Here is a 13,105-nt window from a genome sequence, read left to right on the forward strand (position 1 = left end):
CCGGCCTCGTCGCACGAACCGGGATCCCGCAGCAAACGCCTAAGAGAAGGAAAAAATATCGTTCTCAGGATTAAGAGCTTGACATCGGCACGCTCCTCCGGCATAAGAACCGCACGCTCCAGAAGTGTGACGAGACGGTCTCGGGAGGCGGCGGATGGGCAGCGCAACCGGGGCCGTCCCACCGGAGGTCGTCGCCGCCGTGGAACGGCTGGTGCGGCACGGCGAGGCCAGCCTCGCGCGGATCGCCGCCGCCGCCGGGCTCCCGCAGACGACCGTGACGGGCTGGATGCGCGATCGCGGATGGGCGCGGACGTGCCCGGTCCGCCCGCGCGGGACCGACGACATCCTGGCCGATCTCGCCGCCCTCGAACGGTGCGGCGATCCGGTGCGCGTGCCCGCCGACCTCCCGGTGCTGCGGCGGCGGCTGCGTGCGCATATCGGCCGGCAGATCGCGACGTTCGATGCGGCTCTGCGCGGCGAGGGGGCGGCGGTGATCGATTCCGCGCGGACCCTGCGCGATCTCGGGGGCCTCAAGCGCCTGCTCGACGACCTCGCCGCCGACGATCCCGCTAGCGAAGGGGAGGGCGATGGCGACGGCCGAACCCCTTCCGCCCTCGACCTTCCGGGCCTCCGCGCGGAGATCGCGCGCCGCTATGGAGGATGCCGCGGCGACCGGCCGGATGGCCGCCTTTCTGGCGAGCCTGCCGCCGCCGCTCCTCCGGGCGCTGGCGCTTGACTGGCTGCACCAGGCGCGGCCCGACCAGCTTCCGCCGCCCTGGGAGGACGACTGGACCACCTGGGCGGTGATCGGCGGCCGCGGCTGCGGCAAGACGCGGACGGGGGCGGAGTGGGTCGACGCGCTCGCCCGCGGCGACCCGGCCTTCACCGACAGGGCGATCGGCCGGATCGCGCTCGTCGGCGAGACCTTCGCCGACGTGCGCGACGTGATGGTCGAGGGCCCGTCGGGCCTGCTCGGGCTGCCCGAGCGCGGCAGCCGCCCGCGCTGGTCGCCGAGCCGGCGCCGGGTCGAGTGGGCGAACGGGGCGGTGGCGTCGGCGTTCTCGGCCGAGGAGCCGGATTCCCTGCGCGGCCCACAATTCGGCGCGGCGTGGTCGGACGAGATCGCCAAGTGGCGCCGGCCGGATGCCGCCTTCGACATGCTGCAATTCGGGCTGCGGCTGGGCGCCCGCCCGCGCAACCTCGTCACCACCACGCCGCGGCCGATCCCGCTGATCCGCCGGCTGATCGCCGACCCGCGCTGCGTGGTCACGAAGGCCCGCACCGCCGACAACGCCCGAAACCTCGCCCCCGCCTTCCTGGAGGCGGTGGTCGGGCGCTACGCCGGCACCCGCCTCGGGCGGCAGGAGCTCGACGGCGAGCTGATCGACGACCGGGCCGACGCCCTGTGGACGCGCGAGACGATCGAGGCGGCCCGCGTCGCCGCGGCACCCGATCTGTCCCGCATCGTCGTCGCGGTCGACCCGCCGGCGAGCTCAGGCCGCTCGGCCGATGCCTGCGGGATCGTCGCGGTCGGGGCGTTGGGCGAGACCGCCTACGTGCTCGCCGACGCGACGGTGGCGCGCGCCAGCCCGCAGGCCTGGGCCAACGCCGCGCTCGCGCTCTACCACCGCCTCGGCGCCGACGGGCTCGTGGTCGAGGTCAACCAGGGCGGCGAGATGGCCACCGCCGTGCTCGCCCAGTGCGATCCGGCGGTGCCGGTGACCCCGGTGCGCGCCACACGGGGAAAATACCTGCGGGCCGAGCCGGTCTCGCTGCTCTACGCGCAAGCGCGCGTCCGCCACGTCGGGGCGCTGCCGGCGCTCGAGGACGAGCTGTGCGATTTCGGGGCGGACGGGCTCTCGTCCGGCGCCTCGCCCGACCGCCTCGACGCCCTGGTCTGGGCGGTGACGCACCTGCTGCTCGCGCCCCGCGCCGAGCCGCGCATCCGCAGCTTCTGATGCCGGCCCACGCGACTGCGGGGCGGCGGCCATCCGCCGGGCCTCATGGGTTTCGACCCATGAGGCGTCGGACAACACGCATCTCGAGGAGGCGCCCGATGCCGACCCTGCTGACGAGGCTGGCGCGGGCCGCCGGCTACGTGCCGGCCGTGAAGGCGGCCCCGCTCTCCGGGCCGAGCGTCGCCCTCTACGGGGACGCCCGCGCCGTCTGGACCGCGCGCGACGGCACCGCGCTCGCCCGCGAGGGCTACCAGCGCAACGCCGTGGTCCACCGCGCCGTGCGGCTCGTCGCCGAGGGCGCCGCGTCGATCCCGCTGGTCGTCACCGGCGCGGAGGCGGCCGACCACCCGATCGCCGCGCTGCTGGCGCGGCCGAACCCGCGCGAGGGCAGCACCCGCCTGCTGGAGACCCTGTACGGGCACCTGATGGTGTCCGGGAACGCCTATCTCGAGGCGGTGTCGCTCGACGGGATCCCGCGCGCCCTGTTCGCGCTGCGCCCCGACCGGATGCGGGTGGTGCCGGGGCCCGACGGCTGGCCGGCCGGCTACGTCTACGAGGTCGGCGGCCGCCGCGTCGCCTACGACGAGTCCGGCGCCGTGCCGCCGATCCTGCATCTCGCCCTGTTCCACCCCACCGACGACCATTACGGCCTGTCGCCGATGGAGGCGGCCGCGATCTCCCTCGACATCCACAACGCGGCCGGGGCCTGGAACAAGGCGCTGCTCGACAACGCGGCGCGCCCCTCCGGCGCGCTGGTCTTCGCCGGTGCCGGGGCGAGCTTGAGCGAGGCGCAGTTCGTGCGGCTGAAAGCCGAGCTGGAGGCGAACTACCAGGGCGCCGGCAATGCCGGGCGGCCGCTGCTGCTCGAAGGCGGGCTCGACTGGAAGCCGCTGGCGCTGTCGCCCAAGGAGATGGACTTCGTCGAGGCGAAGGCCGCGGCCGCGCGCGAGATCGCCCTGGCCTTCGGCGTGCCGCCGCTGCTCCTCGGGCTTCCGGGCGACAACACCCACGCCAACTACGCCGAGGCCAACCGCGCCTTCTACCGCCAGACCCTGGTGCCGCTCGCCCGCCGCACGGCGGAGGCGCTCGCGCACTGGCTCGCGCCGGCCTTCGGCGACGTCCGCCTCGAGCCGGATCTCGACGCGATCGAGGCGCTGGCCAGCGAGCGCGAGTCGCTGTGGCGTCGGGTGCAGGCGGCCGACTTCCTGACGAAGGCCGAGAAGCGCGCGGCGGTGGGCTACCCGCCCGAAGCCCCGGAGCCCGGGGCCTGAGGCTCCGGCGCAGCCCGATCTTTCCCTGCCCGCCACGGGAGACCGCCATGGACGGCCACTTCACCGGCTATGCCAGCCTGTTCGGCGTGCCCGACCTCGGGCGCGACATCGTGCAGGCGGGGGCCTTCGCCGCGAGCCTGCGGCAGCGCGGCGCCGCCGGCGTGCGGATGCTGTGGCAGCACGATCCCGCCGAGCCGATCGGGCGCTGGCAGGCGCTCGCCGAGGATGGGCGCGGCCTGCGCGTCGAGGGTCGCCTCAACCTCGCGGTGCAGCGGGCGCGCGAGATCGACGCGCTGATGCGGGACGGCGCCCTCGACGGTCTGTCGATCGGCTTCCGCACCCTGGAGGCGCGCCCGCGCGGCGGCTTTCGGCAACTGCACGCGGTGGATCTCTGGGAGATCTCCCTGGTGACCTTCCCGCTGCAGCCGGGGGCGCGCGTCGCGAACGCCCCGCTGCCGGCGGAACTGCGCGCCTTCGCCCGGCGCCTCGCGCCGGTGCGTGCCGCCGGGCGCTCCGCCACCCCCGCCGGGTGGTGAGAGGCGGCGGGCGCCCACGTTCTTCCCTCCCCCGCAGAGGGGGAGGGATCCGCGCGTAACTTTTCATTCCAACGGTGAGGCTCACATGACCCGTCACGAGACCTTCGAGACCAAGTCCGATCGCGTGCTGCTGGAGAACAAGGCCGGGCGGCCCGGCGCCGAGCCGGGCACCGCGCGGGACGCCTTCGACGGGCTGACCCAGGCCTTCGAGGCCTTCAAGGAGACCAACGACACCCGGCTCGCCCAGATCGAGGGCCGGCTCGGGCCCGACGTGCTCACCGAGGAGAAGCTCGCGCGGATCGATGCGGCGCTGGACAGTGCTCGGACGCGCCTCGACCGGATCACCCTGGACCGCGCCCGCCCGCCGCTCGGCCGGCCCGAGCAGCCGCGCGATGCGGCCGCCGACGAGCACAAGACGGCGTTCGACCTCTACGTCCGCGCCGGCGAGAGCGGCGGCCTGAAGAGCCTGGAGGCCAAGGCGCTCTTGGCCGGATCCGGCCCGGACGGCGGCTACCTCGTGCCGCAGACCATCGAGCGCGAGGTGCTCAAGCGCCTAGCCGACCTGTCGCCGATCCGTGCCATCGCCAGCGTCCGCACCATCTCGGGCGGCCAGTACAAGCGCGCGGTGGCGACCGGCGCCCCAATCGCCGGCTGGATCGCCGAGACCGCGCCGCGCCCGGCCACCGACGGGCCGGTGCTGTCGGAGCTGAACTTCCCGGCGATGGAGCTCTACGCCATGCCGGCCGCGACCCAGACCCTGCTCGACGACGCCGTGGTCGACATCGACGCCTGGCTCGCCGACGAGGTCGAGACCGCGTTCTCCGAGCAGGAGAGCGTCGCCTTCGTCACCGGCAACGGCGTCAGCCGCCCGCGCGGCTTCCTCAGCTACGACACCGTGGGCAACGACGCCTGGGTGCCGGGCAAGATCGGGATCGTCGGCACCGGCACGGCCGGCGCCTTCCCGGCGGCGAACCCGGCCGACGTGCTGTTCGACCTCGTCTACGGCCTCAAGGCCGGCTACCGCCAGAACGCCGGCTTCGTGATGAGCCGGCGCACGCAGAGCGCGATCCGCAAGTTCAAGGACAACGAGGGCAACTATCTCTGGCTGCCGCCGACCGCCTCGGACCGGGCCGCGACCCTGCTCGGCTTCCCGGTGACGGAGGCCGAGGCGATGCCCGACATCGCCGCCGGCAGCCTCGCGCTCGCCTTCGGCGATTTCCGCCGCGGCTACCTCGTGGTCGACCGCACCGGCCTGCGGGTGCTGCGCGACCCGTATTCCGCCAAGCCCTACGTGCTGTTCTACACCACCAAGCGCGTCGGCGGCGGCGTGCAGGACTTCGCCGCGATCAAGCTGCTGAAGTTCGCCTGATCCGGGCCGCGGGCGGCGTCCCCGCCCGCGTCGACGGCCCGCCCCGGGCCGGCCTCACGCGCCCTGGCGCCGTGCCAGGGCGCGGCCCACCTCTAGCAGCAGCGTATCGACGAGGGTGCGCAGGCGCTTCTGCCCGGTCCGGTCGAACGCCACGCGGGCGGCCAGGATCTGGTCGGCGGCCTGCTCCAGCGGATCGGCCGGGGGCAGCAGGCGAAGCTTCGGCCGGGGCAGGACGTCGAGCTTCGCGCGCGTGTCGGTGACGTCGAAGAAGGCGCCGTGGCCGTGCATGCCGGTCTCCGTCCGGGTCACGTGGCCGCGGTTGCGGATCCAGCGGATGTCGCCGCCTTCCGTGACGATCCGGAAGTCGGCGGAGAACGAACCGCCGGTCTCGCGCACCTGCCTGATCCGGTCGAACACCCAGTCGCGATCCTCCGGGTGGATGCGCGCGAGCGACTCGTCTAGCGTGAGGGGCTTGCCGGCGAGCGACGCGTCGCCCGCCATCACGTCGCAGGCGCCCTCGTCGAGGACCGAGCGCCCGGCCGCGACGTTCGTCTCCCAGGCGCCGACGAACCCGAAGGCGATGAGCGCCGAGGCGAGCGAGGGCGTGGCGGGTGTCGAGCCGTCGAACATGAGCGATGCTCCCGGGAGCGAAGCCGCATCGCGTTCCGGTTGAGGCCGGATGCGTCGGCGCCATCGCATCAAGCGGTATCATTCACTGAATTGAAAATGCAATCGACCAGATGCACGGGCGACGATCGCGCGACCGCACGTGAAACCTGGTCCTTCTGCAAATTCCGGTTCGGGTCAGGGTTCAGCGGTTGCGCCCGGGCCGGGCCATCCAATCCGAGCGGTTGCCACGGCCGGCCGGCATCGCCTGGCCGACCTCGATCCGGGAAAGCTCGGCCGAGCGTGCCGCGATCCACCCGGTGTGCTCGGCCACCGGCGTCACCGCCGTGAACCCGCCGCAGGCGGTGCGGCGGCGGGCGTCCTGGCGCATCGCCCCGCTCGACCAGCTCACCACGCCGACGATCTGGTAGCCGCCGGGGCCGCCCGACAGGATCGGGCCGCCGGAATCGCCGAGGCAGGCGCCGGCGCCGGCGGTCTCGGCCATGCGGCGGCGGTCGGTGACGACGGTGACGCGGTTGGCGACCTGCAGCGACCCGATCGAGACGAGGTGCGCCTGGCGCAGGGTGCGGGCGGTGTTGCGGCGGTTCTCGGCGACGACGCCGAAGCCGGCGATGTCGACCGCGTCGCCGTTGCCGATCGAGCCGGCGCCGCGCGGATCGAGGGGCGCGTAGTCCGTGCCGAGCGGCTGCTCGAGCTTGAGCAGGGCGAGGTCGACGCCCGGCTGGTCCTCCGGCGTGGTGCCGGGGACGAATTCGGGATGCATTGAGGCGGCGATCACCGAGACGCGGCGCTGGCGGAAGCCGCGGTCGACCGCCACGATGCTGTAGCTGGCCGGCTGCATCACGCAATGGGCTGCGGTCAGCACGAGATCGGGCGCGATCAGCGTGCCCGAGCAGATCTCGCCCTGGGTGCTCTCGATCCGCACCACGAAGTTGCGCGTGCCGTTCGGGTCGCGGGTCACCTCGCCGTTGATCACGGCCGAAGCCGGTGCCGGCAGCGAGCCGAGGAGGCCGACGGACAGGCCGCCGAGCAGGGCGCCGCGGAGCACAGTGGCGAGCATCGTTCTCTCCGGGGGCCGAGGGCGCTCTCGGCAGGTGGGACTGAAGCCTAACGTAAAGCAATCCGTCGGCCAAGGTTCGGTTCCTCGGGGCCGGCGGGACCGCCGGCTCAGTGCCAGCGCGCCGTCCGGTCCCAGCCGGCGAGCGTGCGGTCGAGCCAGTCGCGCTGCGGCGCGACGCGGACGGCCTGGGTCAGGCCACCGCAGGCGCCGCCGATCCAGGCGGTGACGGCGACGACGCCAGCCGCGTCCGAGACCGGGCCGCCGGAATCGCCCTGGCAGCCGCCGGCGCGGCCCGCTGCCTTGAGCCAGACCAGGATGCGGCTCGGGCCGTAGGGCTCGATCACCGGCAGGGCGACGCTGCGGAAGGTGCCGGTCGAGCGCGGGTCGCCGGGCCGCTCGGCGCCGTAGCCGGCCAGCGTCAGCGTCTCGCCGGCCCGCGGGCTCGCGGTGCTGAACGTCGCCGGGGAAAAGCGCGGCGGCAGCGGCGTCGCCGTGCGCAGCAGCGCGAGGTCGATCGAGCGCCGCCGGCCGGCGATCGCCCCGGCATCGTAGCCCGGATGGACCGCCCGGGCCGCGACCTCGACGAGGACCGGCTGCCCGGACGCGTCGCGGAAATGGACGCGGTGCTCGAGGCCCGCGCCGGCGCAATGGCCGGCGGTGAGCACCGTGTCCGGCGCCACCACCACGGCGGAGCAGACCCCGCCCTTCGACGACAGCACCATCACCGCGCCCTCGGGCGTCGCCTCGGCGCCGCCGACCACGGCATGCGCCGGCCCGCCGGCCCACGCCAGGGTCGCGAGCCACGCCAGGCCGATCGCGGCCGGGCGGGGAACGCGCTGTCCGAACACCATCGAGACCCCTCGATCCACGCTTCATGGAGATGCGCGATGATGCCGATACGCGTGGCCGGCGCCGTCGTCGAGCCGGTGAGCGTGCCCGAGCTGCGCGGCTACCTGCGCCTCGACCCGGACGACGCCACCGAGGACGACCTGCTCGCCGGCCTGATCGCGGCCGCCCGCAGCGAGGTCGAGGCCGAGACCCGGCGCATCCTCGTGCCCGGCACCTGGCGGATGGTGCTGGACCGGCTGCCCGCGGACGGGCGCGTGCCGGTGCCGCTGAGCCCCCTCGTCGCCCTGGTGCGCGCCGGGTTCTCCGCAGCGGATGGCGGCATCGCCGAATTCGCCGCGGGCTCGGCGAGCCTCGCCGCCGACCGGATCGAGGCGCCGGGCCTGCTCTTCGCCGCGATCCCCGATGCGGCCGGGCGCGCCGTGCTGGTCGATCTCGTGGCCGGATACGGCGGCGACGGGCCTCCGATCCCGCCGCCGCTGAGGCTCGCCGTGCTGCGGCGGGCCGCCGCCCGGTACGAGCACCGCGGCGACGACGCCTTCTCGGACGGGGCCGACCTCGCGTCGGCGACCGCGCCGTTCCGCCGGCTGCGGCTGTGATCCGCGCCGCCGGACGCGCTCGCCCGAACCCGCTTCGCGATGTCCCGTACCCCGGAGGCCACCATGCCCGACACCGTTCCGCGGGCGATCGGCACGCGCCGGCGCCGGCTCGTGCTGGAGCTGCCGGTGGACGAGCCCGACGGGTTCGGCGGCATCCTCCGGCGCTACGTCGCCGGGCCGGTGCTGTGGGGGGCGATCGAGCTGGTCGGCGCCGTCGAGCGCCTCCGCGGCGGGCGCGACGACAGCGTCGCGACCCACCGCATCACCCTGCGGGGGCGCACCGGGCTCACGCCGGCGATGCGGCTCGCCGCCGGCCCGCGCCGCTTCGCCATCCGGACGATCGTCGATCCGGACGAGCGCGGCCGCGACCTCGTCTGCCACGTCGAGGCCCTGTCGGAGGCGAGCCCATGACCGACGCATCGCCCGGCACGGCCCTCGCCCCGCCGGCGCCGAGCCCGCTCCTCGCCCTGCGCGCGGCGCTCATCGCGCGGTTCTCCACCGATGCCGCGCTCGCCCGGCTGATGGGGGGCACGTTCCGGCTCTACGACGAGCCGCCGGCCGGCGCGCAGCCGGTCTACGCCCTGTTCGGCGACGCCGAGATCCGCGACGATTCCGTCGACGGCGCCGTCCGCCACCAGCACAGCCACGCGCTCGTGGTCTTCGCCCGGCCCGGCTCGGTCCGCACCGCGCTCGACGCCGCCGAGCGGATGTCGCTCCTCGTCGCCGATCCGGCCCTGGCGCTCACCGGCCACGCCCTCGTGACCCTGCGTGTCCAGGCCATCGCCACGCGGCGCGACGAGCGCACCGGCGAGGCCCGCGCCGTCCTCACGCTCCAGGCCGTCACCGAAAGGAACCCGACATGACCGCTCAGAAGGGGAAGGACCTGTTGGTCCGCGCCGGCAACGGCGCCGGCGGCTTCGTCGCGGTGGCGGGCCTGCGCGCCCGCCAGATCGCGTTCAACGCCGAGGCCATCGACGTCACCAACGCCGATTCCGCCGGGCGCTGGCGCGAGCTCCTCGCCGGTGCCGGCGCGCGCCGGGCCGCGATCTCGGGCTCCGGCGTGTTCCGCGACGAGGCCTCCGACCTGCGCCTGCGGCAGGTGTTCTTCGACGGGGTCATCGAGACCTTCCAGGTGGTGGTGCCCGCCTTCGGCACCCTCGAGGGGCCGTTCCAGATCACGGCGCTGGAATACCGCGGGGATCATGCCGGCGAGGTCACCTTCGACATGAGCCTGGAATCGGCCGGCGCCATCGCCTTCACCGCGCTCTGAGCCGGCACGGGCATCCCGACGCCGGTTGGGGAGCGCGACCGCGCGCCGCCGCCAGTGCGGCGGACGCCTTCGGCCGGTTCCGGTCGAAGGCCACCAAGACGAGCATCCCGACCTCGGGAAGCAAGCGCGACCGCGCGCCGCCGCCGGTGCGGCGGACGCCTTCGGCCGGTTCCGGTCGAAGGCCACCCAGGAGAACCCCTTCATGGTCAACCGCAGGCGCGGCGAGGTGCCGCTCGATCTCGGCGGCACCCGCTACACCCTCTGCCTGACGCTCGGCGCCCTGGCGGAACTCGAGGCCGCGCTGCAGGCGGGTGACCTCGTCGGCCTGGCCGAGCGCTTTTCCTCTGGCCGGCTCGCGGCGCGCGACCTGATCGCGCTGCTGGGCGCGGCGCTCCGGGGCGGCGGCCACGCCCTCGACGACGCGGCGGTCGCCGCCCTGCCGCTGGCCGGCGGCCTGGAGCCCCTCGCCGGCGCCCTCGGCGAGGCCCTCGTCGCCGCCTTCGGGGAACCGCCCGCGGACCCTTGAGCCCCACGGGCGGGAGCGCGCCGGGCCCGATGCCCGCCTTCCCGTGGGACGACGCGCTGGCGCTCGGGCTCGGGCGCCTGCGCTGGCGCCCGCGCGATTTCTGGCGCGCCACGCCGCGCGAGCTGCTCGCCGCCGCCGGTCTCCGCACCGGGGGCGGAGCGCTCGGCCGCGACGGGCTGGCGCGGCTGATCGCCGACCATCCGGACGCAACCTGACGCCGGTCCGCGTCGCTGGAGGCCACCATGGCGGAGACCGACCTCGACCGGGCGAACGCCGCCCGCATCAAGCAGCTCGACACCCTGGACAAGCTCGCCCAGCGCTTCGGGCAGAGCCTGTCGACGGCCCTGACCCGAAGCCTCAGCTCCGGGCGGCAGCTCGACGGGGTGCTCGGATCGCTGGGCACGCGGCTCGCCGGGGCGGCGGTCCAGGCCGCGCTCAAGCCGGTCCGCACCGGCCTCACCGGCCTGGTCGACGGCCTGCTCGGCTCGAGCGTGGGGGCGGACGCGGCGTTCGCCCGCGGCGGCGTGCTTCAGGGCGGCCGGGTGCGGGCCTTCGCCGGCGGCGGGGTCGTCGCGGCGCCGACCTACTTCCCGATGAGCGGCGGCACCGGCCTGATGGGAGAGGCCGGCCCCGAGGCGATCCTGCCGCTGCGCCGCGGCCCCGACGGCCGCCTCGGGGTCGGCGCCGGATCGGGCGGCCGGCCCGTCGCGGTCACCGTCAACATCGCCACGCCGGACGCAACCTCGTTCCGCAAGTCCGAGGCGCAGGTGACCGCGAGCCTCGCCCGCGCCGTGGCGCGCGGCCAGCGGGCGCTATGATCGGAGGAGGACCGATGCCGGACGATTTCCACGAGGTGTCCTTTCCCCTCGACGTGGCGCTGCGCGGCAGCGGCGGCCCGAGCCGGCTGACCGAGATCGTCACGCTGGCCTCGGGGCGGGAGCACCGCAACAGCCGCTGGGCCGATTCGCGCCGGCGCTACGATGCCGGCTTCGGCATCCGCTCGCTCGACACGCTCCATGCGGTTCTGGGCTTCTTCGAGGAGCGGCGCGGGCGGCTCTACGGCTTCCGCTACCGCGACCGGGCCGATTTCCGCTCCGGGCCGCCGGGCCGGGTGCCAACGCCGACCGACCAGCGCCTCGGCATCGGCGACGGCGCGACCGCCGCCTTCCCTCTGGCGAAGACCTACGGTGCCGGGCCGACGCCCTACCGGCGGACGATCGCCAAGCCGGTCGCGGGGAGCGTGCGGGTGGCGGTCGCCGGGATCGAGGTGGCGGCCGCGGGCTTCGCCTGCGATCCCGCGACCGGGCTGGTCGTGTTCGGCGCCGGCTCGGTGCCGGCGGCCGGCGCCGTGATCACCGCAGGCTTCGCCTTCGACGTGCCGGTCCGGTTCGACACCGACGACCTCGTCGTCAACCTCGAAGCCTTCGCCGCGGGCGAGATCCCGAAGGTGCCGCTCGTCGAGATCGTGCCGTAGGGAGTTCGGAACCATGCGCGACCTGCCGCCCGCCTTCGCCGCCCACCGCGCCGGCGGGGTCACCACCCTCTGCCGATGCTGGGCCCTGCGCCGCCGCGACGGCGTCGCCCTCGGCTTCACCGACCACGACCGCGACCTCGCCGTGGCGGGCCTGACCTACGCCGCCCGCACCGGGCTGGAAGCGGCCGAAGCCGCGGCCGAGCTCGGCTTCGCCGTCTCCGGCGCGCTCGCGAGCCTCGGGCTGACCGAGGCCGACATCGCCGGCGGCCTCTACGACGGCGCCGGGATCGAGACCTGGCTGGTGGACTGGACCGACCCGGACACCCGCCTGCTGCTCGACGTCGGCACGCTCGGCGAGATCCGCCGGGCGGGCGACGCCTTCGTCGCGGAGGTGCGGGGCCTGGCCGACCGGCTCGACGCCGAGCGCGGCCGCAGCTACCGCGCCACCTGCGGCGCCGACCTCGGCGACGCCCGCTGCGGCGTCGACGTCACGCGGTTCCGCACCGACGGCACGGTCGACGGCCTGCCGGAGCCCGGCACCTTGTCCGCGGCGGTCGCGGGCACCTTCGCCGACGGGCTGTTCAGCGGCGGCCGCCTGAGCTGGACCGCGGGCGCCAATGCCGGCCTGTCCGGCGACGTGCGCACGCATCTCGGCACCCTGATCGAGTTGTGGGAGGCGCCGCCGCGCGGCATCGCGCCGGGCGACGCCTTCACCCTCGTCGCCGGCTGCGACAAGCGCCTCGCCACCTGCCGCGGCATCTTCGCGAACGCCCTGAACTTCCAGGGCTTCCCGCACATGCCGGGCAACGATTTCGTCGTGCGCTACGCTCCCGGCGCGGGTCCCGGCCTCGACGGCGGCTCGCTGTTCCGCTGAAAGGACGCCCCATGCGCGACCCGCTCGACGGTGCCGCGGTCGCGGCCGAGGCCCGGCTCTGGCTCGGCACGCCCTACCGGCACCAGGCCTCGCTGATCGGCGTCGGCTGCGACTGCCTCGGCCTGCTGCGCGGCGTCTGGCGCGGCCTTCTGGGCGACGAGCCCGAGGCGCCGCCGCCCTATTCCGGCACCTGGGCGGAATCGGCAGCCCCCGGCACCGACCCGCTGACGGAGGCCGCCGCCCGCCACCTCGTCCCGGTCGCGGCCGACCTCGCGCGCCACGGGCCGGCGCCGGGCGAGGTGCTGCTCTTCGCCTTCCGCGCGCACCTGCCCGCCCGCCACTGCGCCATCGCCACGCAGGCCGGGATGATCCACGCCCACGACCGCGCCGCGGTGACGGAGGTGGCCTTCACGCCGTGGTGGCGGCGGCACCTGGTCGGGGTGTTCCGTTTCCCGGGGGCGGGGTGAGGGCGTGGCGCGCGGGAAGTCTCCAGGAGCCGGTTCGCCTCGGAGTCTAGCCCTGTTCCTCCCCTGCAGAGAGGGGAGGGAAGCACTTGCGCTGCGATTTTCGATTGAAGCGCAATCCCATCGAGACTGAAGCCCCGGAGCTCGCCATGGCCACGCTGATCCTGTCCACGGCGGGGGCGGCGGTCGGGACCGCGCTCGGCGGGCCGATCGGGAGCGTGGTCGGGCGGG

General features: G+C 75.1%; 18 protein-coding genes. 15 read left to right on the plus strand and 3 right to left on the minus strand.

From position 1 onward, the window contains the following. Window positions 1-154: 154 nt before the first annotated feature. The 5 genes from FV227_RS28940 (at window position 155) to FV227_RS10550 (ending at window position 5,134) form a co-directional block, all read left to right on the plus strand. Window positions 155-736, plus strand: coding sequence for a hypothetical protein (locus FV227_RS28940; protein ID WP_187274749.1), 582 nt, complete (start codon window positions 155-157; stop codon window positions 734-736). After that, window positions 681-1,958 (plus strand): terminase family protein, encoded by a 1,278-nt coding sequence (locus FV227_RS10535; protein ID WP_147858884.1) that lies wholly within the window; start codon window positions 681-683, stop codon window positions 1,956-1,958. Before FV227_RS28940 ends, FV227_RS10535 begins: the two co-directional genes overlap by 56 nt. Before the next feature lie 98 nt (window positions 1,959-2,056). Then, a complete protein-coding gene (locus FV227_RS10540) occupies window positions 2,057-3,229 on the plus strand; it encodes a phage portal protein (RefSeq protein WP_147729415.1) in 1,173 nt (390 codons plus the stop codon). Window positions 3,230-3,276: 47 nt separating this feature from the next. Next, window positions 3,277-3,765: an HK97 family phage prohead protease gene (locus FV227_RS10545; RefSeq protein ID WP_147858885.1), complete on the plus strand. Its 489-nt coding sequence runs from the start codon at window positions 3,277-3,279 to the stop codon at window positions 3,763-3,765. 85 nt (window positions 3,766-3,850) lie between these two features. Beyond that, window positions 3,851-5,134 (plus strand): phage major capsid protein, encoded by a 1,284-nt coding sequence (locus FV227_RS10550; protein ID WP_147858886.1) that lies wholly within the window; start codon window positions 3,851-3,853, stop codon window positions 5,132-5,134. A 54-nt stretch (window positions 5,135-5,188) separates the two neighbouring features. On the opposite strand, the gene FV227_RS10555 is transcribed toward FV227_RS10550, so the two are convergent. The 3 genes from FV227_RS10555 to FV227_RS10565 form a co-directional block, all read right to left on the minus strand. Then, window positions 5,189-5,764, minus strand: coding sequence for a PAS domain-containing protein (locus FV227_RS10555; protein WP_147858887.1), 576 nt, complete (start codon window positions 5,762-5,764; stop codon window positions 5,189-5,191). 181 nt (window positions 5,765-5,945) lie between these two features. After that, window positions 5,946-6,821, minus strand: a complete 876-nt coding sequence (locus tag FV227_RS10560) for a trypsin-like serine protease (RefSeq protein ID WP_147729721.1) — start codon at window positions 6,819-6,821, stop codon at window positions 5,946-5,948. 107 nt (window positions 6,822-6,928) lie between these two features. Then, the gene (locus tag FV227_RS10565) at window positions 6,929-7,672 is read right to left on the minus strand and encodes a S1 family peptidase (RefSeq protein ID WP_147858888.1); all 744 of its coding nucleotides are present in this window, start codon (window positions 7,670-7,672) and stop codon (window positions 6,929-6,931) included. 36 nt (window positions 7,673-7,708) lie between these two features. On the opposite strand from FV227_RS10565, the gene FV227_RS10570 reads away from it, so the two are divergent. The 10 genes from FV227_RS10570 (at window position 7,709) to FV227_RS10615 (ending at window position 12,877) form a co-directional block, all read left to right on the plus strand. After that, on the plus strand, window positions 7,709-8,266 hold the full coding sequence (locus FV227_RS10570; RefSeq protein WP_147858889.1) for a phage head-tail connector protein: 558 nt from the start codon (window positions 7,709-7,711) through the stop codon (window positions 8,264-8,266). 63 nt (window positions 8,267-8,329) lie between these two features. Continuing rightward, window positions 8,330-8,677 (plus strand): head-tail adaptor protein, encoded by a 348-nt coding sequence (locus FV227_RS10575; RefSeq protein ID WP_147858890.1) that lies wholly within the window; start codon window positions 8,330-8,332, stop codon window positions 8,675-8,677. Next, window positions 8,674-9,129 (plus strand): DUF3168 domain-containing protein, encoded by a 456-nt coding sequence (locus FV227_RS10580; protein ID WP_147858891.1) that lies wholly within the window; start codon window positions 8,674-8,676, stop codon window positions 9,127-9,129. Before FV227_RS10575 ends, FV227_RS10580 begins: the two co-directional genes overlap by 4 nt. Beyond that, complete coding sequence (locus FV227_RS10585) at window positions 9,126-9,536, plus strand: phage major tail protein, TP901-1 family (RefSeq protein ID WP_147858892.1); 411 nt, start codon at window positions 9,126-9,128, stop codon at window positions 9,534-9,536. The genes FV227_RS10580 and FV227_RS10585 overlap by 4 nt, the downstream gene beginning before the upstream one ends. Window positions 9,537-9,738: 202 nt before the next feature. After that, window positions 9,739-10,062, plus strand: a complete 324-nt coding sequence (locus tag FV227_RS10590) for a gene transfer agent family protein (RefSeq protein WP_147858893.1) — start codon at window positions 9,739-9,741, stop codon at window positions 10,060-10,062. 29 nt (window positions 10,063-10,091) lie between these two features. Further along, window positions 10,092-10,277 (plus strand): phage tail assembly chaperone, encoded by a 186-nt coding sequence (locus tag FV227_RS10595; protein ID WP_147858894.1) that lies wholly within the window; start codon window positions 10,092-10,094, stop codon window positions 10,275-10,277. Window positions 10,278-10,304: 27 nt separating this feature from the next. Then, the gene (locus FV227_RS10600) at window positions 10,305-10,880 is read left to right on the plus strand and encodes a phage tail tape measure protein (protein ID WP_147858895.1); all 576 of its coding nucleotides are present in this window, start codon (window positions 10,305-10,307) and stop codon (window positions 10,878-10,880) included. Window positions 10,881-10,894: 14 nt separating this feature from the next. Further along, window positions 10,895-11,536 (plus strand): DUF2460 domain-containing protein, encoded by a 642-nt coding sequence (locus FV227_RS10605; RefSeq protein WP_147728937.1) that lies wholly within the window; start codon window positions 10,895-10,897, stop codon window positions 11,534-11,536. Window positions 11,537-11,549: 13 nt separating this feature from the next. Further along, window positions 11,550-12,410, plus strand: a complete 861-nt coding sequence (locus FV227_RS10610) for a DUF2163 domain-containing protein (RefSeq protein WP_147858896.1) — start codon at window positions 11,550-11,552, stop codon at window positions 12,408-12,410. An 11-nt stretch (window positions 12,411-12,421) separates the two neighbouring features. After that, window positions 12,422-12,877: a peptidase P60 gene (locus tag FV227_RS10615; RefSeq protein ID WP_147858897.1), complete on the plus strand. Its 456-nt coding sequence runs from the start codon at window positions 12,422-12,424 to the stop codon at window positions 12,875-12,877. Window positions 12,878-13,105: the final 228 nt, after the last annotated feature.

Source organism: Methylobacterium sp. WL119, from assembly GCF_008039875.1.
In the GTDB taxonomy this organism is placed as follows: Bacteria; Pseudomonadota; Alphaproteobacteria; order Rhizobiales; family Beijerinckiaceae; genus Methylobacterium.

Bases quoted from the DNA above. Each gene is read 5' to 3' on its own strand.
- FV227_RS10595 (WP_147858894.1), top strand. From the start codon at position 10,092: ATGCCCGCCTTCCCGTGGGACGACGCGCTGGCGCTCGGGCTCGGGCGC.
- FV227_RS10610 (WP_147858896.1), top strand. From the start codon at position 11,550: ATGCGCGACCTGCCGCCCGCCTTCGCCGCCCACCGCGCCGGCGGGGTC.
- FV227_RS10605 (WP_147728937.1), top strand. From the start codon at position 10,895: ATGCCGGACGATTTCCACGAGGTGTCCTTTCCCCTCGACGTGGCGCTG.
- FV227_RS10575 (WP_147858890.1), top strand. From the start codon at position 8,330: ATGCCCGACACCGTTCCGCGGGCGATCGGCACGCGCCGGCGCCGGCTC.
- FV227_RS10545 (WP_147858885.1), top strand. From the start codon at position 3,277: ATGGACGGCCACTTCACCGGCTATGCCAGCCTGTTCGGCGTGCCCGAC.
- FV227_RS10560 (WP_147729721.1), bottom strand. From the start codon at position 6,821: ATGCTCGCCACTGTGCTCCGCGGCGCCCTGCTCGGCGGCCTGTCCGTC.
- FV227_RS10615 (WP_147858897.1), top strand. From the start codon at position 12,422: ATGCGCGACCCGCTCGACGGTGCCGCGGTCGCGGCCGAGGCCCGGCTC.
- FV227_RS10600 (WP_147858895.1), top strand. From the start codon at position 10,305: ATGGCGGAGACCGACCTCGACCGGGCGAACGCCGCCCGCATCAAGCAG.
- FV227_RS10580 (WP_147858891.1), top strand. From the start codon at position 8,674: ATGACCGACGCATCGCCCGGCACGGCCCTCGCCCCGCCGGCGCCGAGC.
- FV227_RS10535 (WP_147858884.1), top strand. From the start codon at position 681: ATGGCCGCCTTTCTGGCGAGCCTGCCGCCGCCGCTCCTCCGGGCGCTG.
- FV227_RS10540 (WP_147729415.1), top strand. From the start codon at position 2,057: ATGCCGACCCTGCTGACGAGGCTGGCGCGGGCCGCCGGCTACGTGCCG.
- FV227_RS10585 (WP_147858892.1), top strand. From the start codon at position 9,126: ATGACCGCTCAGAAGGGGAAGGACCTGTTGGTCCGCGCCGGCAACGGC.
- FV227_RS10565 (WP_147858888.1), bottom strand. From the start codon at position 7,672: ATGGTGTTCGGACAGCGCGTTCCCCGCCCGGCCGCGATCGGCCTGGCG.
- FV227_RS28940 (WP_187274749.1), top strand. From the start codon at position 155: ATGGGCAGCGCAACCGGGGCCGTCCCACCGGAGGTCGTCGCCGCCGTG.
- FV227_RS10570 (WP_147858889.1), top strand. From the start codon at position 7,709: ATGATGCCGATACGCGTGGCCGGCGCCGTCGTCGAGCCGGTGAGCGTG.
- FV227_RS10550 (WP_147858886.1), top strand. From the start codon at position 3,851: ATGACCCGTCACGAGACCTTCGAGACCAAGTCCGATCGCGTGCTGCTG.
- FV227_RS10590 (WP_147858893.1), top strand. From the start codon at position 9,739: ATGGTCAACCGCAGGCGCGGCGAGGTGCCGCTCGATCTCGGCGGCACC.
- FV227_RS10555 (WP_147858887.1), bottom strand. From the start codon at position 5,764: ATGTTCGACGGCTCGACACCCGCCACGCCCTCGCTCGCCTCGGCGCTC.